Origin of the sequence: Daejeonella sp., from assembly GCF_049655485.1 — a bacterium.
Classification (GTDB): Bacteria; Bacteroidota; Bacteroidia; order Sphingobacteriales; family Sphingobacteriaceae; genus Daejeonella.
On the sequence record NZ_JBASJU010000439.1, the window covers coordinates 1 to 21,298 of the forward strand.

Annotated in this window: 17 protein-coding genes and 1 pseudogene; 11 read left to right on the forward strand and 7 right to left on the reverse strand. The window is 41.6% G+C overall.

The features are described from left to right. Positions 1 to 189: pseudogene (locus WBJ10_RS17530) on the forward strand (hypothetical protein); the annotation flags it as partial. Positions 190 to 309: 120 nt separating this feature from the next. Here the strand turns inward: WBJ10_RS17530 and WBJ10_RS17535 are convergent. After that, a complete protein-coding gene (locus WBJ10_RS17535) occupies positions 310 to 1,560 on the reverse strand; it encodes a DUF819 domain-containing protein (RefSeq protein ID WP_424292645.1) in 1,251 nt (416 codons plus the stop codon). Between the two features lie 243 nt (positions 1,561 to 1,803). Between WBJ10_RS17535 and WBJ10_RS17540 the strand changes: the two genes are divergently transcribed. The 3 genes from WBJ10_RS17540 (at position 1,804) to ruvB (ending at position 5,138) form a co-directional block, all read left to right on the forward strand. Next, a complete protein-coding gene (locus tag WBJ10_RS17540; RefSeq protein WP_424292647.1) occupies positions 1,804 to 3,165 on the forward strand; it encodes a peptide MFS transporter in 1,362 nt (453 codons plus the stop codon). Between the two features lie 135 nt (positions 3,166 to 3,300). Further along, entirely contained in the window at positions 3,301 to 4,056 is a 756-nt protein-coding gene (locus WBJ10_RS17545; protein ID WP_424292649.1) for a polyprenol monophosphomannose synthase, read from the forward strand. A gap of 62 nt (positions 4,057 to 4,118) precedes the next feature. Continuing rightward, complete coding sequence (ruvB, locus tag WBJ10_RS17550) at positions 4,119 to 5,138, forward strand: Holliday junction branch migration DNA helicase RuvB (RefSeq protein WP_424292651.1); 1,020 nt, start codon at positions 4,119 to 4,121, stop codon at positions 5,136 to 5,138. Positions 5,139 to 5,338: 200 nt separating this feature from the next. Here the strand turns inward: ruvB and WBJ10_RS17555 are convergent, their stop codons facing one another. Continuing rightward, positions 5,339 to 6,697, reverse strand: a complete 1,359-nt coding sequence (locus tag WBJ10_RS17555; RefSeq protein ID WP_424292653.1) for an OmpA family protein — start codon at positions 6,695 to 6,697, stop codon at positions 5,339 to 5,341. 149 nt (positions 6,698 to 6,846) lie between these two features. Between WBJ10_RS17555 and queG the strand changes: the two genes are divergently transcribed. The 5 genes from queG (at position 6,847) to WBJ10_RS17580 (ending at position 13,654) form a co-directional block, all read left to right on the forward strand. Then, on the forward strand, positions 6,847 to 7,773 hold the full coding sequence (gene queG, locus WBJ10_RS17560; RefSeq protein WP_424292655.1) for a tRNA epoxyqueuosine(34) reductase QueG: 927 nt from the start codon (positions 6,847 to 6,849) through the stop codon (positions 7,771 to 7,773). Positions 7,774 to 7,907: 134 nt separating this feature from the next. Beyond that, entirely contained in the window at positions 7,908 to 10,334 is a 2,427-nt protein-coding gene (locus WBJ10_RS17565) for a beta-sandwich domain-containing protein (RefSeq protein ID WP_424292657.1), read from the forward strand. A 93-nt stretch (positions 10,335 to 10,427) separates the two neighbouring features. Continuing rightward, a complete protein-coding gene (locus WBJ10_RS17570; RefSeq protein WP_424292659.1) occupies positions 10,428 to 11,954 on the forward strand; it encodes a sensor histidine kinase in 1,527 nt (508 codons plus the stop codon). A gap of 180 nt (positions 11,955 to 12,134) precedes the next feature. Then, complete coding sequence (locus tag WBJ10_RS17575; protein ID WP_424292661.1) at positions 12,135 to 12,815, forward strand: LytR/AlgR family response regulator transcription factor; 681 nt, start codon at positions 12,135 to 12,137, stop codon at positions 12,813 to 12,815. A gap of 2 nt (positions 12,816 to 12,817) precedes the next feature. Next, a complete protein-coding gene (locus WBJ10_RS17580; protein WP_424292663.1) occupies positions 12,818 to 13,654 on the forward strand; it encodes a hypothetical protein in 837 nt (278 codons plus the stop codon). Positions 13,655 to 13,707: 53 nt separating this feature from the next. On the opposite strand, the gene WBJ10_RS17585 is transcribed toward WBJ10_RS17580, so the two are convergent. The 4 genes from WBJ10_RS17585 to WBJ10_RS17600 all read right to left on the reverse strand — a co-directional run bounded on the left by WBJ10_RS17585 (position 13,708) and on the right by WBJ10_RS17600 (position 16,156). Continuing rightward, positions 13,708 to 14,649: an exonuclease domain-containing protein gene (locus WBJ10_RS17585; RefSeq protein WP_424292665.1), complete on the reverse strand. Its 942-nt coding sequence runs from the start codon at positions 14,647 to 14,649 to the stop codon at positions 13,708 to 13,710. A gap of 78 nt (positions 14,650 to 14,727) precedes the next feature. Further along, complete coding sequence (locus WBJ10_RS17590) at positions 14,728 to 14,850, reverse strand: hypothetical protein (RefSeq protein ID WP_424292666.1); 123 nt, start codon at positions 14,848 to 14,850, stop codon at positions 14,728 to 14,730. 36 nt (positions 14,851 to 14,886) lie between these two features. Further along, entirely contained in the window at positions 14,887 to 15,432 is a 546-nt protein-coding gene (locus WBJ10_RS17595; RefSeq protein WP_424292668.1) for a C40 family peptidase, read from the reverse strand. Between the two features lie 67 nt (positions 15,433 to 15,499). Continuing rightward, positions 15,500 to 16,156, reverse strand: coding sequence for an ATP-binding cassette domain-containing protein (locus tag WBJ10_RS17600; RefSeq protein WP_424292670.1), 657 nt, complete (start codon positions 16,154 to 16,156; stop codon positions 15,500 to 15,502). Positions 16,157 to 16,580: 424 nt separating this feature from the next. On the opposite strand from WBJ10_RS17600, the gene WBJ10_RS17605 reads away from it, so the two are divergent. Together WBJ10_RS17605 and WBJ10_RS17610 are read left to right on the forward strand one after the other, a co-directional pair. Next, entirely contained in the window at positions 16,581 to 17,075 is a 495-nt protein-coding gene (locus WBJ10_RS17605; RefSeq protein WP_424292672.1) for a glycine zipper domain-containing protein, read from the forward strand. 98 nt (positions 17,076 to 17,173) lie between these two features. Further along, on the forward strand, positions 17,174 to 18,388 hold the full coding sequence (locus WBJ10_RS17610; protein WP_424292674.1) for a PQQ-dependent sugar dehydrogenase: 1,215 nt from the start codon (positions 17,174 to 17,176) through the stop codon (positions 18,386 to 18,388). Between the two features lie 89 nt (positions 18,389 to 18,477). Here the strand turns inward: WBJ10_RS17610 and mutS are convergent, their stop codons facing one another. Beyond that, entirely contained in the window at positions 18,478 to 21,054 is a 2,577-nt protein-coding gene (gene mutS / locus WBJ10_RS17615) for a DNA mismatch repair protein MutS (RefSeq protein WP_424292676.1), read from the reverse strand. Positions 21,055 to 21,298 lie beyond the last annotated feature (244 nt).

Below are 21,298 nucleotides of genomic sequence, written 5' to 3' on the forward strand. Positions count from 1 at the left end.
GACCACCTCGCCCCTCCTGACGACAGGTTGAAAGGAAATTTCGAGCTCTACGGCCCTGACTTCTCCTACGACGGCTATCGTCTGGCCAATGGCAGATGGCGCCTTGTAGAAGACCTCAAGGTGGCTAACCAACCCACAGACCAGGATGATAATTTTAATGACCCGAAAAAGCTGAAAGTTCAAAACTGAAAACTGAAAGGTAGAGGCAGGTTCATTACGGAGCCGCGTTACTCAAATGCGATCACTTTCAGCTTTCAGTTTTCCGCTTTCAGTTCAGTTTCACCTTTCCCCTTTCACCTTTCACCTGATCTAAGGTGCCACCCCTTGCATCAACAAACCACAAACATAAGCCCCATAAGTTCCTACAACATAACCGAATACCGCCAGCAACACCCCTACCGGAGCTAAAGATGGGTGAAAAGCACTTGCTACTACTGGAGCTGAAGCGGGGCCGCCTATATTTGCCATACTGCTGACAGCCAGGAAGAAGAATGGGGTCTTGGTGAGTTTTGCCACGATGATCACTATTATAGCATGGATCATCATCCAGACAATACCTACTACCAGGATTCCCGGGTTCTCAAAAATTGCCATGATATTCATCTGCATACCAATGGTAGCAATAAGCACATAAAGTAAAACACTCCCTAATCTGGATGCTCCAGCGGCTTCAAGATTCCGCATCCTGGTAAAGGATAGAATCATTCCTATGGTAGTTGCGATAATAACTATCCAGAAAAACCCCGAGGTCAGACTGAACTTGCTCAAATAGGGCGCATTTTCAGTAATCCATGGTGCTATATTATCCGCGCCAAGGTGGGCAATTCCGGTGACGCCAAATGCGACAGCCAGTATCAAGATGATATCCGGCGTACTGGGGATTCTCATTGTCGACAAATGGTAGGCTTCAATCTTTTCTTTAATCTCATTTACTGAGCTGTCATCGGCCTTAAGCCATCTATTTATCCGAACGGTTTGATTAGCACCATACAGTAAAAGGGCCATCCAGGTATAAGAAATAACCACGTCCAGGGTCACCATTGCTGAAAACAGATCTGCACTTGGTTTAAATATCTCAAACATGGCCGCCTGGTTTGCCGCTCCTCCTATCCATGTCCCGGCCACGGTAGCCAGGCCACGCCATACGGCATCCGGTCCTACTCCTCCTACAATTTCTGGAGCGAATAGCGAAATGATCAGGACAGCTATAGGCCCGCCAAGTAAAATACTCACCGTTGAAGTCAAAAACATGAGCCCCGCTTTCTTCCGTAACTTCCAAATCTCCTTTAAATCAAGGCTTAATGTAAATAAAACCAAACTGGCCGGCAACAAATACCGGGATGAGATTGTATATAGTGAAGACTTTTCACCTGATATTACCCCGAAGGAGTTGAGCAAGCCCGGCAGAAAATAACAAAGAAGTATCGGGGGAACTACATTATAGAACTTTACAAAAAAAGGAACCTTGCTTTCTGCTGACCAGAATACGAGTCCCAGGATACTCATTAACAATCCGAGTACTATTGCATCATTGGTAATTAACGGGATTTGACCTGTCATTTAGGAGGATTTAATTTATAGCAGATATATAAAGCATCAATTTTAGCCAAAATTTAATTATAATTGAACTTTTAGTCAATTATGAACCAAGAGACAAGAGCCAGGAAGCAAGACTTCCACTTATTGTGTCAAGGCAGTAATCTTAATAAATGAACACCTAACCAAATAATATCTTACTACTACTAACTAACCCCTAACCAAATAACAACTAACCAAATTTACTAACCAACTACTAACCTAAATATGGAAATTCAGCAAAAACAACTCTTTGGACATCCGCGCGGATTGTACGTACTATTCCTGACGGAAATGTGGGAACGATTCAGTTTTTATGGCATGAGGGCACTATTGGTCCTCTTTCTGGTTTCTTCAGTAAACGGAGAAAACCCCGGTTACGGCTGGACAAGCAGCGAAGCGTTAAAATTGTATGGTATCTACACATTCTTAGTATATCTCTCTTCAATTCCAGGGGGCATTATTGCAGACAAATTTATCGGCCAGAAAAAAGCGGTGATTCTCGGCGGTGCGCTACTGGTTGTCGGACATAGTATACTTGCTGTTCAGAACATCACTGCCTTTTATATTGGCCTGGGATTGATCATTGCCGGAGTTGGTTGTTTGAAACCAAATATTTCTACTATGGTGGGTGGACTTTATCCAAAAGGCGATGACCGAAGAGATAAAGGGTTTACTATTTTCTACATTGGGATCAACGTAGGGGCTTTCCTTGCAGGAATCATTATCGGATATGTAGGTGAAACGATGGGCTGGCATTATGGGTTCGGCCTTGCAGGCATTGGAATGGCCATCGGTCTGGTAATATTTATTCTCGGCCATGGTGACCTGAAAGGTGTGGGTGAAGCTACTAAGGAACTTTCAGCAGCAGATCAGGTTACTAAGAGCAAACCTTTAACAAGCATAGAAAAAGACAGGGTAAAAGTAATGCTATTGTCTTTTCTGATGATTATCGTGTTCTGGGGATCTTTTGAGCAGGCCGGGGGATTAATGAACCTGTATGCATCTGAGAAAACCGATCGGGTAATTAGCTTCTTAAACTTTACAGTTCCAGCAACCTGGTTCCAATCTGTGAATGCTTTCTTTATTATCACACTGGGGATTCCAGTAGCTGCTTTCTGGTACAATTGGAAAAAGAATGGCAAAGAAGCATCATCGATATTCAAAATAGCTATAGGTGTGGTGATCATGGGATGGGGTTTCCTTTTCATGTCTGCAGCTTCCTTACAGCACGAGTCTGAAGGTTCTTCCGCTATGTACTGGCTGGTTCTCGCTTATCTTTTCCACACGGTTGGAGAACTATGCGCATCGCCGGTTGCCCTTTCGTTTATCACTAAACTGGCTCCACTTAAATATGCTTCGATTATGATGGGTGTCTTTTTTGCAGCTACCGGCCTTGGAAACTATGCAGCAGCATGGGTGGGCGTATGGTCGCAAACGGCAGGTGAACTTGAAATCTTTACGGGAATTGCAATTTTCTGTACAATAATAGGAGGATTAGTAATTGCTATTAAAGAACCGCTGAAACGATTGACACATGGAGCAGAGGATTTCTCTGAGGAAACCATGGGGAAGAAAGCGACAGCTTAAACTTGCTTTAATCCATTAATTGATAGCCGGTCCTTTTATAACAGCGCCGGCTATCTGTTTTAACGGAATTTAACACGTAAAACTTAGAACGTATAACGTATAACTCCTATCTTCGCCCTCTCAAACCCCTAATTCGTGACTTCAGACAGCATCGTCATTATACCCACCTATAACGAAAAAGAAAACATCGAAAATATTATTCGAAAGGTGTTTTCTTTGGCGGAAGTATTTCATGTGCTGGTTGTTGATGATGGATCGCCCGATGGGACCGCTGATATAGTTAAACATCTTCAAAATGAATATGAGGGAATGCTTCATATCCTGGAACGAAAAGGAAAACTCGGCCTTGGTACTGCTTATATTGAAGGATTTAAATGGGTAATCGAACGCGGGTATGATTATATATTCGAGATGGATGCCGACTTCTCACACAATCCTGACGATCTCTCGAGGCTGAAACTTGCCTGTATCAATGGTGCTGATCTTGCTATCGGATCGAGGTATATTAAGGGTGTGAATGTGGTGAACTGGCCAATGAGCCGGGTATTAATGTCGTACTTTGCATCAGTATATGTGAGACTCATCACTGGAATTAATATTCAGGATGCTACCGCCGGTTTCAAGTGTTACAAGCGCCTCGTTTTGGAAACTATCCCTCTTGACCGCATCCGTTTCATCGGATACGCTTTCCAGATTGAAATGAAGTTTACTACTATAAAATACGGCTTCAATGTGATAGAAGTTCCTATTATATTCACTGACCGAACAGAGGGTACGTCCAAGATGAGCACCAAAATCTTTCGCGAGGCTTTCCTGGGCGTTATTCAAATTAAACTCAGTAGCTTTTTCAGGGATTACTCCCGACCTCAGCAACGCAGTATAACAAACTAATAATTTCGGTCTGAAATTTTATATTTACACGACCATACAATTCCTTTTTCAATAGCAATCCTATGAACGAAAATCTTGATCCCGGAGATGAAAATCTTACACCTGTTGAACGGGAGATAGAAAAAGTGCTGCGTCCGCAGGCTTTTGAGGATTTTACCGGACAGCATAAAATACTTTCCAATCTTAAGATCTTTGTTCAGGCAGCAAAGCTACGTGGGGAAGCCTTAGATCATGTTTTATTGCATGGGCCTCCGGGATTAGGAAAAACGACACTTTCGCATATTATTGCGAATGAAATGGGTGTGAATATCCGGATTACTTCAGGCCCTGTACTGGATAAACCTGGGGATCTTGCCGGGCTCCTTACCAACTTGGAGGAAGGAGACATCCTTTTCATCGACGAGATACACCGATTAAGCCCCCTGGTAGAAGAATACCTATACTCTGCAATGGAAGATTTCAAGATCGATATCATGCTTGAAACTGGCCCAAACGCTCGATCGGTTCAAATCTCTCTTAATGCATTTACTCTGGTTGGAGCAACCACGCGTTCTGGTTTACTAACCGCCCCCCTACGCGCACGATTCGGCATCAACAGCCGACTTGAATACTACGATGCTAAACTATTAACCACTATAGTACTTCGTTCGGCTCAGATCCTAAAAACAGCAATTTCAGATGAAGGCGCATACGAGATCGCAAGAAGGAGTCGCGGCACACCCCGAATTGCCAATGCCTTGCTCAGAAGAACTCGGGATTTTGCTCAAATTAAAGGCAATGGCAGTATCGATACAGAAATTGCAAAGTATGCCCTTAACGCCCTTAACGTGGATGAGCATGGTTTGGATGAGATGGATAATAAAATTCTTATCACTATCATTGATAAGTTCAAAGGAGGGCCAGTAGGATTAAAAACCATCGCCACTGCAGTTGGTGAAGAAGAAGGAACGATTGAAGAAGTCTATGAACCATTCCTGATACAGGAAGGATATATTATGCGTACTTCAAGAGGTAGGGAATGTACGGAGATAGCCTATAAGCACCTGGGAAGAATTAAATCTGGGGGTGGTACATTATTCTAGGGAAGGATAATGAGTAAATTAGCAAATGAGCAAATTCGGAAATTAGCAAATTTGAGAATGAGTTAATTAGCAAATTGACTTTCTACAACAAGCTGACCACCCCGCCCATTTCCTAATTTCCAAATTTCCTAATTATACTTTGTCATAAAAAAGGGCTCTTCCAAACCGGAGAGCCCTTTATTAAATAACAGTACCGTCTTCTAGTACAGTGTAAACTCTACACGTCGGTTATTCTGACGTCCAGAAGCCGTATTGTTTGAAGATATCGGCTGGCTTTCACCGTAACCTGTAGCCTCAACACGTGATGCGTTAGCTCCCTGACTTACCAGGTATGATTTAACAGACTCTGCACGGTCTTTAGACAATTTCAGGTTAGCTGCATCGCTACCTACATTATCCGTGTGACCTGCTAATTTCAAGCTAAAGTCTTTAGATTTCAAAAGATCAGCAACTCTGTTTAAGCTCGCATATGAAGTTGAACGGATCGTTGCTTTTCCGAAATCAAATTCTAGATTCTTGATTGCTTCAGCTACGACTCTTTTGTCTTCTTCAGTTACAATAACACGAACCGGATTGACAGTTGTACTTGTGATTTTAAGTTCGCAACCAGCACCATCTACTTGCGTTCCAGCAGGGGTGTTAGGACATTTATCGAAGTAATCCGATACCCCGTCTCCATCTGAATCATTTTTGAAACGAGCCCAGTCAGTGTTCATTTGAGCCATCTGTGCAGCATATTTTGCCCTTTCAGCAGCAAGATCGGCTTGAAGTGCTGCATTACGTGCGATATAATCAGCTTCTAAAGCTGCAACCGGATTGTAGCTGGATAATTGTGGTTTACTTTTACCGCCAAGTGCAAACTCAAGTCCTACGTGAGTGTAAGAGAATTTATCACTTTGAGGACCTGAACGGTAGCCATCCAGATTATCACCATCAACAAAGTTCATCTGATATCCTAAATCAAGCATTAGGTTGTTTGAGATACCAAACTTTAAACCTGTACCAACAGGAATAAATGCTTCGCGAATCGTTTCATTACTGAACTGACTTGTATTGGTGCCACTTGTAAGCTCAACATCGTAGCCCATTAAACCATAACCAGCTGTTATGTATGGCTGAACTACATTTGTTCTGTTCATCCAATAAATATTAGCAAGGCTCAAATAAGCATTTAAGCTTCCAGAGTAATTAACGGCAGTTTCGTAACTTGAGAATGGACTAACAGGCGCAGATCCATTACCCAAAGGTCTTGAATTGTCTGCATTGAGTTTACCTCCAAGGAAGTTTGCCTGGATGCCAAACGCAGGCCATATTTGTTTCTTAATGTAAGCGCCATATCCTAAATCGGCTTTCCAGCTAGTAAAATCGTTCTTGCCTGCAATAACCGTCGGGGCAAGTACACCTGCGTTAATTCCGAAAGACCAGGTGCTAAATGCACTTGACGGGGAAAAGATTTTAGGTACTACTGGCGAACTTGCCGGTGCATCCTGTGCAAATGCTTCGGAAGAGGCGATCAGTCCAAAAGCAAGCGCTGAAAGTTTTAGAAAGTTTGAATTCATGTTGTATGGTTTTATATGGCTCTTACTAACAAAAGCTATACCACAAGCAAAATAAACGCTGTAAATTAAAATAAAGTTAACCTTGGGTTAACTATTTAACTGTCTGTCAGTGCCATTGCTCTTATCCTATTTTTTATCTTTGCGCTGCAATGATCAATAAAACAGAATATACCTCCTTTATTAAGGCAGAAGCTAATAGATTAGGCTTTTTGTCTTGCGGTATATCTAAAGCTGGCTTTTTGGAAGACGAAGCACCACGACTCGAAACCTGGCTGAACAACGGTGCCCATGGCGAAATGTCATACATGGAAAACCATTTCGACAAACGCCTTGACCCTACTAAACTGGTTGACGGAGCAAAATCGGTGATCTCCCTTTCTTTAAACTATTTCACTGATCAGCAGCAATTGGATCCGGAAGCGCCAAAAATAAGCCGTTATGCTTTTGGGGAAGATTATCATTCAGTAGTCAAAGCAAAACTGAAATGCCTGGTAGAATCAATCCAGGAACATATTGGCGAAGTTAACGGCCGGGCATTTGTTGACTCTGCCCCTGTTCTGGATAAAGTCTGGGCCCAAAAATCAGGCCTCGGCTGGATTGGTAAGAACTCCAATCTCATAAACAAGAAGACTGGATCCTTCTTTTTTCTAGCAGAGCTTATCACCGATCTGGAATTAGAATACGACCTGCTTCCCACCGAGGATCATTGCGGAACCTGCACCAGATGTATTGATGCTTGTCCGACGGATGCTATAGTAGCTCCTTATGTTGTCGACGGAAGCCGATGCATCTCTTACCTGACAATCGAACTTAAGAACGAAATACCAGCTGAATTCAAAGGGAAAATGGAAAACTGGATGTTTGGCTGTGATATTTGTCAGGAGGTCTGTCCCTGGAACAAATTCTCCGTACTGAATACGGAACCGGCCTTTAAACCCAAGCCAGACCTCCTTGGAATGGACTACAAAGAATGGCAGGAGATCACCCAGGACACCTTTAGCAAAGTCTTTAAAAACTCCGCTGTAAAAAGAACAAAGTTTAGTGGGCTGAAAAGGAATATTGACTTCCTTCGGTAAGTTATACGTACAACTTCTCATTCGTCACATTTCCCCCCCCTCCCGTCACATTTATTAGCCTAAGAGCTTCAGCAGCGGTAACATTGTTTCATAATTACTTTCTAAAAAGAGTAAAGCTTCTAAACTTAAAAACAATGAAACCATTTTTACTACTTCTGCTCTGCTGCATCAGTTTCAGCCTCATTGCGCAGACGACCACAGAGCCTTCATATGAAATAAAGGGTATAACAGCCGACTCTGTCACAAACAAGCCTATGGATTATACCACCATCGGATTAAAAACAGATAAAAACGTAGCCATCAAGTCTGTGCTTTCAAAACCAGACGGATCTTTCTTTTTTTCTGGTTTGAAGGCCGGAAAATATCTGGTGTCTGTTATTTCGGTCGGATATCAAACTAAAACTATTGCGGTTGAGCTTAATGAAATCGCAAGAATTAAAGATCTGGATAGAATAATGATCTCCACCAGAACAAATCAGCTTAAAGAAGTTGTAATTCTGGCAGATAAACCAATCATCAAACAGGAAGTAGATCGAATTTCCTACGATTTGCAAGCTGATCCTGAAAGCAAAACGAATAATGTGCTGGAGATCATGAGGAAGGTGCCTTTACTTTCAGTCGATGCTGAAGATAATATCTTACTTAAAGGCGATGCCAATTACAAGATCCTCATAAACGGTAAGCCATCCAGCATGATGGAACGTAATGCCAAAGATATTTTGAAGAGCATGCCGGCCTCGAGTATTCAGAATATTGAAGTAATTACAACGCCGCCATCCAAATACGATGCGGAGGGAGTGGCCGGGCTAATCAATATTATAACTAATAAAAAAGTTGACAATGGCTATAACGGCTCTTTAAACATTAGCCATCGTTTTCCGGCTGGGGGCCCCGGAACTGGTGGGACCTTCACCTTAAAGCAAGGTAAGTTTGGGATCTCTGCATATGGAGGAGCGAATTCCGCCGAAATTCCACTTACAGAAAACGGTACAATCCGTACAACCTCGGGTATCAATGCCAGTAATTTGTCTCAATTTATTACCCGGGAATCAAATAGCAGAAATGGCTACATCGGCGGCGAACTAAGCTTTGAAATCGACAGCTTGAATCTCATATCCGGGCAATTCAATCTCAACGGCAATTCTAATGAAAGCCTTACGAACCAGAACTCAGAGCTAAGCAATCAATCCGGGAGCCTTCAACGTTATAATTTGTCAGGAAACAATGAAACGGAAGGCAATGGCAAGGATCTTTCTTTAAACTATCAACTCAGCTTCAAAAGAAATAAATCTCAATTGCTAACCTTCTCCTACCGCTTTTATGATTATACCAATGGCCAAAACAATCTGCTTACAAGTTCTAACCAGTTCAACTATAATTTCTCTGATTACAATCAGATTAACCAGGGAGGTTCAGCTGAACAGACAATCCAGGTCGACTATATTCAGCCAGTCAAAAAGCTAACCATCGAAGCAGGCCTTAAGGGAATACGCAGAAAAAACGAAAGCGAATTTCAATTTTTATCTTTTAATTCGAACGACGGCCAATTCGTGCGGGATCCGGCAAGAAGCAACGTTTTCGATAATACACAGGAAGTATTGGGCGCCTATAACACTTATCAATACAATACCAAAAACTGGGGCTTTAGGGGAGGTTTCAGGCTCGAGCAGACCATCATAGATGCCGATTTTGTTTCCACCCAGTCCCAGGTCAGACAAGAATATTTAAATCTTATTCCTTCGGTCAGCGTTAACCGGAAATTGAAAAACATGAGCAATTTAAACCTTGGATTTTCCCAGAGGATACAGCGCCCTGGAATATATCAGCTAAATCCTTTCGTCGACAGGTCAAATCCAAATTTTGAGTCAAGCGGCAATCCGAATTTGCACCCAACAGTAGGAAGCAACCTTACTTTAGGTTACAGCAAATCAAAGAAAGGATCATTTAATTATATTCTTGGATATAGCCTGTTCAAAGACCTGATCATGCCGGTTTCTGTTTTCGATCCGGTGAGTTATATCACCAAGAATTCCTACGACAATACGGGCAGAGCAAGGCTGATTACCTTGAACATGAATATTAATTATCCGGTTTCAAAAGCGATGAGTTTCAGTTTCAACAGTGGCCTGGCTCACGGACGTGTACATGCAATGGTCAATAATATACTGGTACGGAATAAGGGCTTTATGTATAACCTTTCCTCTTCTATCAACTATCGATTCGACAAAGGTTGGCGTGCGAGCAGCAATCTACATTTCAGCGGCCCGAACCTTTCAGTACAGGGCTCGACAAATACCTTCTTTGGCGCTACGTTCAGCGTAAATAAGGACATCATTAAAGACAAGCTTACTTTTTCAGCATCGGCAAGCAACCCTTTCAGTAAATACAGAAAAAACATCAGGGAATCGTTTGGCCCCGACTTCTTCCAAACCAGCAATAACCAGACATTTTACAGAGGTTTCAATTCAACGCTTTCGTATAAGTTCGGTAAATTAAAATCAACAATAAAGAAAAATTCCAGAGGTATCAGGAACGATGATGTTACCAATAGCGCTCAATAAAATCTGATAAATTTCAACGAAATACACCAAGTGCCAAGAGCCCTGCCTGGCAGCAAGCAGAGTTATGGACTATAAAAACTAAGCGATAGAAAAATGAAAAATTTCCTAAAGAGCCCTACAGATATAAATAGAATAGAATATTGGGCGGTGACAACCATGTTTGTCTTCTCCATATTTTTCCTGGTATCAAGTTCAATTCATGATACAGAGTTGAATTATGATTCCGAAAGATTCAGAGAGGCTGGACAATACTATTCGTATTTTGAAAACCACTTTCTTCCTACGCTGATACGTCTGATATCATTCTATTCGGGTTACCTGCTCCTGGCTTTTATTGTCGTACCCCCGCTGACCAGAAGAGAAAACATCACCAGGAATGTTTTAATAGCTCTAGGTACATTCTACCTGATCAGTGTGGTACTTGCGACCACAAACACCTGGCTGAGAGGATACCTTTTCAGTAAATATGGTGAGGAAGAACTGTATGCGAAAATGTTCCAGGAGAGTGCAATTTTCTCTTTCTGGCTGATGATGATGTTCGCCTTATATAACATTATTAAGTATCTGGCAGTATACTTGCTCGAGAATTCGGAGCTTATCCAGGCAAAATATCGGGTGATCACCAGAGATGGCATTTATGCCTTTATTGTGTGGATGATCGCATTATTTCTTTTGCTGATGAGTCATGCATCTTCCGAAGCGGTACTCGCCTTGTCAGCCTGTCTGCTCGCTGGGATCTTTTTATATTGTTATTCCATGTATTTCCTTTTACCTGGAAGCCAGCGGGCGGCAAAACCATTCAGAAACTACTTAAAGAATTTCTTTTGGGTTGCACTGCTCAGTTCCCTTCCAATATTCGTCATTCTCTTCATTATGGTATCTGATGAACGGGAAGAAATTTCAATAGTTACCGCATTTTTTAACGTTGTGTTCCAACTGCTATTTACTGCTCCCCTTACCTGGTATGTGTATAAACATCGCATGACAGTCGATTATGAAATAAAAGGGCTTCAGACAGCACTCGGAAGATCTGCGGCAGACTTAAACTTTCTGCGTTCCCAAATCAATCCGCACTTTCTATTCAATATCCTTAATGCTCTTTATGGCACTTCACTTCAGGAAAACGCTGAAAGGACTTCCGAAGGGATACAAAAGCTAGGCGACATGATGCGATTTATGCTTCATGAGAATTTGCAGGAGAAAATCTCACTAAACAGAGAAATAGAATATCTTAACAACTACATTGCTCTGCAGTCTTTGCGTACACAGTCCTCACCGGATATCACGATCATTACAGAAATTGAGGAACACGTGGGCATCCTACAGATAGCCCCTATGTTGCTTATTCCTTTTGTAGAGAACGCTTTCAAACATGGTATTAGCCTTAAGGAACGGTCAAATATCAGGATAAGCCTGGTAACAAAGGATAAAACCTTATACTTTGATATTTCAAACAGTATCCATGAAAAATCAGCCAATGATCCTGAAAAAGATAATAATGGAATAGGTTTGTCAAATGTCCAACAGAGATTGAGACTGATGTATCCTACACGCCATGAATTATCTATCAGGGACAGCGGAAAGGAATTCTTTGTGCACCTCACTATTCAATTAGACTGACAATGAAAAGGTTAATGTTGGTGTTATTGTTTTGCGTGGTGATTGAAACCGGCAAAGAAATATTACACGCCGGCAGATTAATAATCTCTGAAGTATCAAATTATACCATAATATACAATAAGCACAAAGGGCTAATCCATTCAGACAAACAAATAGTTTTTAATATATTACTTTTAGCAGATGAATGCGATTGCCCTTGATGATGAACCCCTTGCCCTTGAAGTTGTGCGCAGCCACGCTTCAAAGGTCCCTTTTCTCAATCTGAAAGCGGAATTTACCGATGCTTTCCAGGCAATGGAGTACTTACAAAAGGAGGATATTGACTTGATTTTCCTTGACATCAAAATGCCGGATATATCAGGTATCGACTTCCTAAATAGTCTCAATAAGAAACCTATGGTAATTTTCACCACGGCTTACACGGAACATGCTGTCACAAGTTTTGAACTGGATGCTATTGATTATCTGCTCAAACCCTTTTCCTTGAGCCGTTTTGTTAAGGGATGTAATAAGGCTTATGAACTATTCCAGCTTCGGAATAAGAGTGGCAAAGCCGATTATATGTTCTTAAAAACCGGTTATGAACAGGAAAGATTGAATTTCACTGACATCCTTTGGCTGGAAGCTGCCGGAAATTATGTGAATTTTGTGGTCAAGGGAAAGAGTCTTCTTTCCCGCATGACTTTCGCTGAATTGGAAGCAATTTTACCGAAAGACAAGTTCATCAGAACGCACAGATCCTACATGGTAGCAGTAAGTAATATCGACAGAATCGAACGCCATCAGGTACATATTCAAGGGTCTACAATCCCCGTAAGTGAATCATTCATGCAAAACCTGGTAGGCCTGGATAAGAGGTAATAATGAAGTATATCCTACTATGTCTTCTGACAATTCACTGTTTTACTTCTACTGGTCAGGAGTTAAAGCTAAGAAAACGGGCTTCAAACGCTTTGAGTGGAACTGAGTTCTCTAAAAGTATCAGTGATTCCGCATTGAGTCTTTCTAACCGCGAGCTCATTATTTTTAATGAGATCAGGTCCGGCAATATTCCCAAATTCTACCGTAACCTGGTGGAAATAAGGGATACCATTTCAAATCTTGAGAAAATACATACTATCCGGTATTTCGTTCTCCCGGATTTCATAGCTATCGGATCTGATGATGATTACTTCTATTGCCCTATGAGACCTCAGTTGGCGCAAAAAGTGGCTAATCTAATGAAATCCAGCCTTCCTACCCGAAAGATATCAAATCAGATTTATCAGAATGCACTGCTTAAAATGACGCCCGAGCCCATTCCTCCTTCGCCGCAAATGATTACGATACCGGTATTTGAAAAGCATAATCAGATAGTAAACGCTCAGCGGAAGTTAATCATCAACAATCACCCATTCGGCAGTCTCGTAGCTGGAAACAAAAAAGACGTAGTGATATCAAACAGGATCTATAATGATAAAGGAGAGCTGCGAGTGGTGATATATGGGTGGCATAAACCAGACGGCAAACCAATACAACCGCTGTATAACGGGCACAGTACCATTCATGTTGATTACAGCCATGGCATCCGCCTGGTTCAAAATAAAGTTTGGGTAAATGGAAAAAAGGCGTCCGTGCAGAAAGTTCTTAAATCAGAAATCTTAAACGCTTTGCTAAGTGACGAAGGGCCAATTGCCGCCCCGTTCTATCCAATTAATTAACCAAAAAACCGAAAACGGCCTCCACTTCCACTTTTCAACTGTCAACTTGTTACCTACTTCCCAAACTTCATCTTCAACTGCTCAAGCATGTTGGTATCGATGGGTTTTGCTTCCTCAATCTTTTTAGGCTGTGGCCGGGGTGTTTGTTCCGGTTTGGGTGGATTCTGTTTTTCTATTCTCAGTGCATCTTTTTTAGCGCTCCAACGCTTCCAAATCTTTTCCAGGCAGCGTTTCGTGTAAAGCGGGAAATCACCATTCTGCATCCAATTATAATAACTAGGCTCTGCCTGGAATACATCTTCCACTGCCCTGCCTTTATGCTTACCGAAATTGATTAACTCGACACCTTCGTCGTTGTAAACCATTCGGGCAGCAAAATCTACTGGCTTATTTAGGTTAGTAAATTTGTGCAGTGCTTCGATGTTATTTTGCACAGGTTTTGAAATCACACCCTTTTTATCTTCCCAGTCCTGATTTTCATATTTCCCAATCTGAGCAAGCAGAACTTCATAGGTCGCTTTGATATCAGCCTCAGCTGAGTGAGCATTTTCAATTACTTTACCACAATAAAACTGATAAGCGGCCCGCAAAGTCCTTTGCTCCATTTGATGGAAGATGTTTTGAACATCCACGAAATGCCGGTTATCAATATCGAAATCAATACCTGCACGAAGGAACTCTTCCATCAAAACAGGGATATCGAATTTATTGGAGTTATAACCCGCAAGATCACAATCATCGAGGAAACGAGCCAGTTCTTCTCCAGCCTGCTTAAAGGTTGGCTCGCGGCTCACATCTTCGTCATAAATACCGTGGATTAATGACGATTCCAAAGGAATAGGTATTCCCGGGTTGATCCTCATTGTTTTAATTTGCTCGGTGCCGTCGGGCATAGCTTTCAGAATCGATATTTCAACGATTCGGTCGGAAGCGACATTAACGCCTGTAGTTTCAAGGTCGAAGAATGCGAGAGGGCGTTTAAGATTTAGTTTCATAGCTTATAAGCGACAAACATCGTAAAATCATTTCTAATACGCAGGAATTCGGGATATAAATTTATTTAAAGGTATTTTCTAGCCGAAAATAATAATCCCCAATGTAATCCCAATAATCATAATCAGATAAAGCAGGATTTCCGTGGTGGCAAATCGCTTGTATTTTGTCCAGAATGTGTAATTGCCTTGTGGTTTGGGCATGATTCCCAAATTTACAAATACTCGCGGATTTATAATCTAATCTTTGATACTTCCTGCTCTCGAAAAGGACTTGTAATACCAGGGGTCTTTTAGATCGCTGATAATCACTCCTTTTGATGTTGATGCGTGGACAAATTTGTTGTTATGGAGATAAACGCCAACATGGCTAAATTTCTGTCCCTGGAAATCAAAAAACACCAAATCCCCCTCTTTCAGATCATCTTCATATTTCCTTTTCACTATTCCGGCCATTGAACGAGCTGTTCTCGGGACGGTTCGGTCATAAATCTCTTTTTCCAGTATACTCGTAAACCCGGAACAATCCACGCCTTTCTTATCCATCCCTCCGCTACGGTGGGGAACTCCCATCCAGCTGTCTATAAAACGATACAACTTTTCATTGCCGAGCTCTTTCTCCTTCACTTTTAGAATCGCAGCGTAACGTTCTGTAAGGCTTCCTGAGCTGATCGGGCGGGTTTTAGAAGCATCTGTAAGGATTTTCTTACTTTTACAGGAGGTATAAAGCAAAGGAGTTAAGGCTAACAAAAAATACAATGTTTTTTTCCCCAGAATGTTCATCATCCCACTAAGGTGCCGCAAAAGGATTTCAAGTCAAACAGAAGATTATAAACATAGTGTGAATAAAGCCTTACAATCTTGCGTAACCGAGATATTCCAGATCGTCTAAAGATGAAGTTAGATGTACCTTCCCATTTGCGAGAAGATAAATATTGTCGGCAATGTCTGCCACATGGCGGAACATATGGTCTGTAATAAGGAATCCTTTTTTCTGCTTTTCAATTTCAATAAGCTTTTTAATCTGCTCGATTTGGACAGGGCTGATGTGGCTGAAAGGTTCATCCAGCATGGCAAATTGGGACTTTGCTCTTATAATAACATATAGTTCGATTAGCCGTCTTTGCCCACCCGAAAGGCTCCCCATTCTGGAATTGACAGAAATGCCGAGCCCGGAAAACAGCATGTCAAAATTTTCAAATGCTAATTCAAAATCCATAAAAACACGTTCAACGGATAACTTGATAGGTATAAAATTAAACTGGGGCATGTATACCAGCATGTCGGAATGTTTAAAGGGCTTGGCTATGTATCTGCCATCGAACCGTACCGACTTGATATCCGATGAAAGGCTCCCATAAATTATTTGCATTAAGCATGATTTACCCTGACCATTTCGGCCTAAAAGACCTGTTACTTTACCTGTTTCGCACTTTAGGTATACATCAGACAGTACTTTTCGGCCAGAAAAAATTAATTCTATACCATCTGCTTCCAGCGTGTGAATCATATTTATTGAATGACGTATATAATAAGGTTCGCCGATAGAAATAAGAACGTGTCAAGGGAATATGCCGCTATCCAAAGGAAACGTTTCGACACGCCCAAATTTTGGTAATAATAGAATTCTTTACGCTTGTAGTCGCTTATGAAATAGAAAATAATTGCCATAACTACTGCCCTGAACCAGAATGTACTAGGGAAAAGAAGAAAGTTGCTTGTAATAATGATGGAAATGCAAATTATATTGATGATCAAGCTCAACGTGAAGAAGCTGCTGTAAAAAGTCAAAAACGACCTAACTATCACTCTCATAATTCCTTTAATCTAATATACAAGCTTGTTGCAACACCGCAACATATAAAATGTTTGGCATCATTTTTCGTTAATGTATGTCGTAATCGCATATTAATGCGTTGCTTAAGAAACATAACATGAAAAGAATCTTATTAGGGTTTGCATTTGCTGCAATAGTTGTAGGATGCAACAACAAGACAGACGAAGTAGCTAGTGCCAATGCAGTCCGTGATTCAATAAGGATTGCTCAAGAAAAAGCTAAACTGGATAGTTTTGAAAATGCAGAAGCTGCCGAAAAAATTGCTGCAGCTGCCATAGCAAAAGAGAGAGCTAGTGTAAAATCATCTTCATCAAGAACCAGCTCTGGAAGTACTGCTAGAAGGTCATCTAACAGAGCTGCATATATTTCCGACAATGGTAATGTAGTGTATACTACTCCGCAAGAAGCTAAAAAAAGAGGCTGGAGTGCTGCAGCTAAGGGTGCGGTAATTGGTGGAGTTGCTGGCGCTGCTACTGGTGTTCTGGTTGACAAAAAAGATGCACGTGGTGCGGTGATCGGTGGAGTTCTTGGAGCGGGTACTGGTTATGTAATCGGTAGAAGCAAAGATAAAAGAACTGGCAGAGCACAGTAAATAACTGGTAGAAATATTAAAAGCCTGGTCACTGACCGGGCTTTTTTATTTTAAAACAATTATATTGTTTAAGATATTAAACATAAAACTTATTTCATATGAATTCTCAGCGCAAATTCCTCCTCTCTTTATTCTTCATCATTCTGTGTGCTGCATTCTTGCTGCAGGCGAAACAATCCCATAAACTTAATACTGATTCATTTTTTGGAGAAAATAAAAGCAGCCGGACTCAGCAGAAGACAAAATTGACGGATGCTTTTCCTGCACTGAGTTTCAATATGCCTGTGGAATTCCTTAGCCCGAATGATGCAAGCAACCGAAATTTTGTAGTGGAACAGCGTGGTCAAATCCACGTATTTCCAAATAAACCAGAGGTAAAAGAGACTAAAGTGTTCCTTGATATCGAAGCAAAAGTAACTGACGGCGGGGAACGTGGTCTACTGGGTCTGGCATTTCACCCAAAGTTCAAATCTAACGGACAGTTTTATTTAAACTACACCCGGAATAACTCTGGCCTGGAAACTGTGATTTCCCGATTCACGGTAAGTAAAACCGACCCCAATCGTGCTGAACCGGCTTCTGAAGAAGTTATTTTAACCATAAAGCAGCCTTTTAGTAATCACAACGGGGGCAAAATAGCTTTCGGAAATGACGGCTTTCTTTATATTGGTGTAGGTGATGGTGGCAGCGGTGGCGACCCGCAGAGAAATGGGCAAAATAAAGGGGCACTTCTTGGCAAAATACTCCGAATTGACGTGGATAAAAAATCAGGAAATTTGAATTATTCTATTCCAGGCGACAATCCTTTCCAGGGAAACTCCCAGGGGTTTAGAGCTGAAATATTTGCCTATGGAATCCGAAATCCATGGCGCTTTAGTTTTGATAAAGTAACAGGCGAGCTTTGGATGGGCGATGTAGGCCAGAATAAAATCGAAGAAATTGATATCGTAAAGAAAGGCGGTAATTACGGCTGGAATATCATGGAGGCGGAGGATTGCTTTGGAAAGGCAAACTGTGACACAGCAGGAATGATCTTGCCTGTCTGGTCCTATCGTCAAGGTCCGCAGACCGGTAGTTCCGTAACAGGCGGACATGTTTACAGGGGCAAAAAGGTTAAAGCCCTGCAAGGGAAATACATCTACGGAGATTATGTTACCGGAAATATCTGGGCTCTCAGCCCAGGGGGGAAAGGCAAATACACAAATGCGTTATTAATTAAACATAAAGGTACAATCTCTTCTTTTGGTGAAGATGCGAATAGTGAATTGTATGTTTGTTCGTATGGGGATGGGAAGATCTATAGAATAGAGTAAGGAACAAGGAGCAAAGATCAAAGACATTGGCCGTAATTTTTATAGCCTTCCCCAGTCTTTGTTCCTTGCTCTTTGTTCTTTGTTCCTACTTACGCCTTCAACACCCTCTGTATCTCATCCAATTTCATCAATGCTTCTACAGGCGTTAAGGTATTAACTTCCAGATTATTAAGCATATCACGGATTTTTACTAAAACAGGGTCGTCAATTGAAAACATTTGCAACTGATAGGCCTGCTTCTGGACCTTCTTCATGCTTTCTTTGATGTCCTCCCCCCCTGTCCGCTCTTGTTCCAAACGTTTCAGGATATCGTTAGCACGACTTACTAATTTAGGAGGCATCCCAGCCATTTTGGCGACATGGATTCCGAAACTGTGTTCACTCCCACCCGGCACTAGCTTACGGAGGAATATAACTTTGTTTCCTACTTCCTTAACCGAAACATTGAAATTCTTTATTCGGCTGAAAGTGTTGGTTAATTCGTTTAGCTCGTGATAATGGGTAGCAAAGAGCGTTTTTGATTTTACTACAGGATGTGTATGGAGATATTCCGCGATAGACCAGGCAATAGAAATCCCATCGTAAGTGCTTGTTCCTCTGCCTATTTCGTCCATTAGGATTAGGCTCCGTTCTGACAAATTATTCAGGATACTCGCTGTTTCATTCATCTCAACCATAAAGGTCGACTCGCCTGAAGTTAAGTTATCAGAAGCACCCACCCGGGTGAAAATCTTATCCACTAAACCGATACTTGCGACCTTTGCCGGTACAACGCAGCCCATTTGGGCCATCAGTACAATCAAGCCCGTCTGACGCAATAGCGCCGATTTACCCGACATGTTTGGTCCTGTGATGATAATGATCTGCTGGCTTTCACTATCGAGGAACACATCATTGGTGATATACTCTTCTCCCGTTGGCAAATTCTTTTCAATGACCGGGTGCCTGCCGCCTTTGATATCAATTACCTGACTTTCATTAATCTCAGGCTTTACATAGTAATTCTTAATAGCCAGCCCGGCGAAATTTAATAAAACATCCAGTTTAGCTACTAATTGGGCGTTTAATTGTATGGGTTTGATGTATTCAGAAAGTGCAAAGGTGAGTTCGTTATACAATCGGGTCTCCAGCACATGTATCTTCTCCTCGGCTCCTAAAATCTGCTCTTCATATTCTTTAAGTTCAGGCGTTATGTACCGTTCCGCATTAACCAGGGTTTGTTTCCTAAGCCATTCAGAAGGCACTTTATCTTTATGAGTGTGGGTAACTTCAAGATAATAGCCGAACACATTGTTAAATGCAACTTTAAGCGAGGGGATGCCTGTAATTTCAGCTTCTCTTTTTTGGATCTCTAAAAGATATCCTTTTCCGCCAAAGGCGATCTTTCTCAGCCGGTCCAGCTCTTCATCAACTCCGTCAGCTATTACCGATCCTTTAATGAGCATAATCGGCGGATCCGGATTCAACTCCTTCTCGATCTTATCGCGTATAAGGGTGCAGTTGTTCAGCTTTTCCGCAATAGTTTTTAATGCATAACTATCACTATTTTCGCAATGAGCTTTCAGATTCGCAATTGCATATAGCGCTCTCTTCAGCTGCATGACTTCCCGCGGATTTGCTTTCAACAATCCAATTTTGGAAATAAGTCGTTCGAGATCCCCTATTTGCTTTAATTCATGAAGCAGTTTTTCTCTCAAATCTTCATTCGAAACGAGATATTCAACTACATCCAGTCGCTCTTGAATAGGTTTAAGCTCTTTAAGAGGCATTATTATCCACCGGCGAAGTAATCGGGCACCCATAGGAGAACAGGTCTTGTCGAGAACGTCAACAAGGCTTACCGCATTCTCGTTAGCTGATCCTATTAATTCGAGGTTCCTGATAGTGAAGCGGTCAAGCCACATGTACCGGTCCTCTTCTATCCTCGATATAGAAGAAATATGCTGAAGATTACGGTGTTCAGTTTCGTTGAGATAGTGCAATGCTACCCCGGCAGCAGTAATCGCTAAGGGAAATTTTTCTATTCCAAAACCTTTTAGCGATTGAACTTCAAAATGTTTAAGTAAAAAATCGTTGGCGTAATCGCCGCTGTAGGCCCAGTCATCCAGATGGTAAGTATAAAACCGATCCCCAAATGTTTCTATGAAATCCCTTTGACGGCTTTTCTGAAATATAACTTCGCTGGGCTTAAAGCTTTGTAGTAATTTATCGATATAGGCCGCATTACCTTGTGCTACCAGAAATTCTCCAGTCGAAATATCAAGAAAAGCGATCCCTAAGGAGTTTTTTTCAAAATATAAGGAAGCCAGATAATTATTGGTATTCTGCTGAATGATATTATCACTGTATGAAACACCTGGGGTAACTAATTCAGTGACTCCCCTCTTTACAATGGTTTTAGTCGCCTTGGGATCTTCCAGCTGATCGCAAATGGCTACACGCTGGCCAGCGCGTACTAATTTGGGGAGATAAGTCTCTAGTGAATGGTGTGGGAAGCCAGCAAGTTCAGTATGCGTACCTGATCCATTGCCCCTTTTTGTAAGTACAATCCCAAGGATGCCTGAAGCTTTTACGGCATCTGTACCGAAAGTCTCATAAAAATCGCCCACCCGAAAAAGCAGCAATGCACCAGGATATTTCGCCTTGATCGCATTATACTGCAGCATTAAAGGGGTTTCTTTCTGTTCGCTTTTCTTAGACAAGGCTCAGTTGTAAGGGCCTAAAGTTAAGGGATTGTTCAGGGTTTAGAAGAGATGTGGAAAAAAGTTATTAAGTGGAGAAATGGGAGTGTATATGTTAAAAAATGTCAAATAATTTTTATAATACGAAAGTGTTCGTATTATTGTATACGAAACAATTCGTATTACTATGAACATAAAGCCTACAAATAGTGAACTAGAGATATTGCAG

What these genes read in the sequence shown, in the direction of transcription:
- WBJ10_RS17535 (WP_424292645.1), bottom strand. Translation starts at nt 1,560, where the DNA reads ATGACAGGTCAAATCCCGTTAATTACCAATGATGCAATAGTACTCGGA.
- WBJ10_RS17540 (WP_424292647.1), top strand. Translation starts at nt 1,804, where the DNA reads ATGGAAATTCAGCAAAAACAACTCTTTGGACATCCGCGCGGATTGTAC.
- ruvB (WP_424292651.1), top strand. Translation starts at nt 4,119, where the DNA reads ATGAACGAAAATCTTGATCCCGGAGATGAAAATCTTACACCTGTTGAA.
- WBJ10_RS17555 (WP_424292653.1), bottom strand. Translation starts at nt 6,697, where the DNA reads ATGAATTCAAACTTTCTAAAACTTTCAGCGCTTGCTTTTGGACTGATC.
- queG (WP_424292655.1), top strand. Translation starts at nt 6,847, where the DNA reads ATGATCAATAAAACAGAATATACCTCCTTTATTAAGGCAGAAGCTAAT.
- WBJ10_RS17565 (WP_424292657.1), top strand. Translation starts at nt 7,908, where the DNA reads ATGAAACCATTTTTACTACTTCTGCTCTGCTGCATCAGTTTCAGCCTC.
- WBJ10_RS17570 (WP_424292659.1), top strand. Translation starts at nt 10,428, where the DNA reads ATGAAAAATTTCCTAAAGAGCCCTACAGATATAAATAGAATAGAATAT.
- WBJ10_RS17575 (WP_424292661.1), top strand. Translation starts at nt 12,135, where the DNA reads ATGAATGCGATTGCCCTTGATGATGAACCCCTTGCCCTTGAAGTTGTG.
- WBJ10_RS17580 (WP_424292663.1), top strand. Translation starts at nt 12,818, where the DNA reads ATGAAGTATATCCTACTATGTCTTCTGACAATTCACTGTTTTACTTCT.
- WBJ10_RS17585 (WP_424292665.1), bottom strand. Translation starts at nt 14,649, where the DNA reads ATGAAACTAAATCTTAAACGCCCTCTCGCATTCTTCGACCTTGAAACT.
- WBJ10_RS17590 (WP_424292666.1), bottom strand. Translation starts at nt 14,850, where the DNA reads ATGCCCAAACCACAAGGCAATTACACATTCTGGACAAAATACAAGCGA.
- WBJ10_RS17595 (WP_424292668.1), bottom strand. Translation starts at nt 15,432, where the DNA reads ATGATGAACATTCTGGGGAAAAAAACATTGTATTTTTTGTTAGCCTTA.
- WBJ10_RS17600 (WP_424292670.1), bottom strand. Translation starts at nt 16,156, where the DNA reads ATGATTCACACGCTGGAAGCAGATGGTATAGAATTAATTTTTTCTGGC.
- WBJ10_RS17605 (WP_424292672.1), top strand. Translation starts at nt 16,581, where the DNA reads ATGAAAAGAATCTTATTAGGGTTTGCATTTGCTGCAATAGTTGTAGGA.
- WBJ10_RS17610 (WP_424292674.1), top strand. Translation starts at nt 17,174, where the DNA reads ATGAATTCTCAGCGCAAATTCCTCCTCTCTTTATTCTTCATCATTCTG.
- mutS (WP_424292676.1), bottom strand. Translation starts at nt 21,054, where the DNA reads ATGCTGCAGTATAATGCGATCAAGGCGAAATATCCTGGTGCATTGCTG.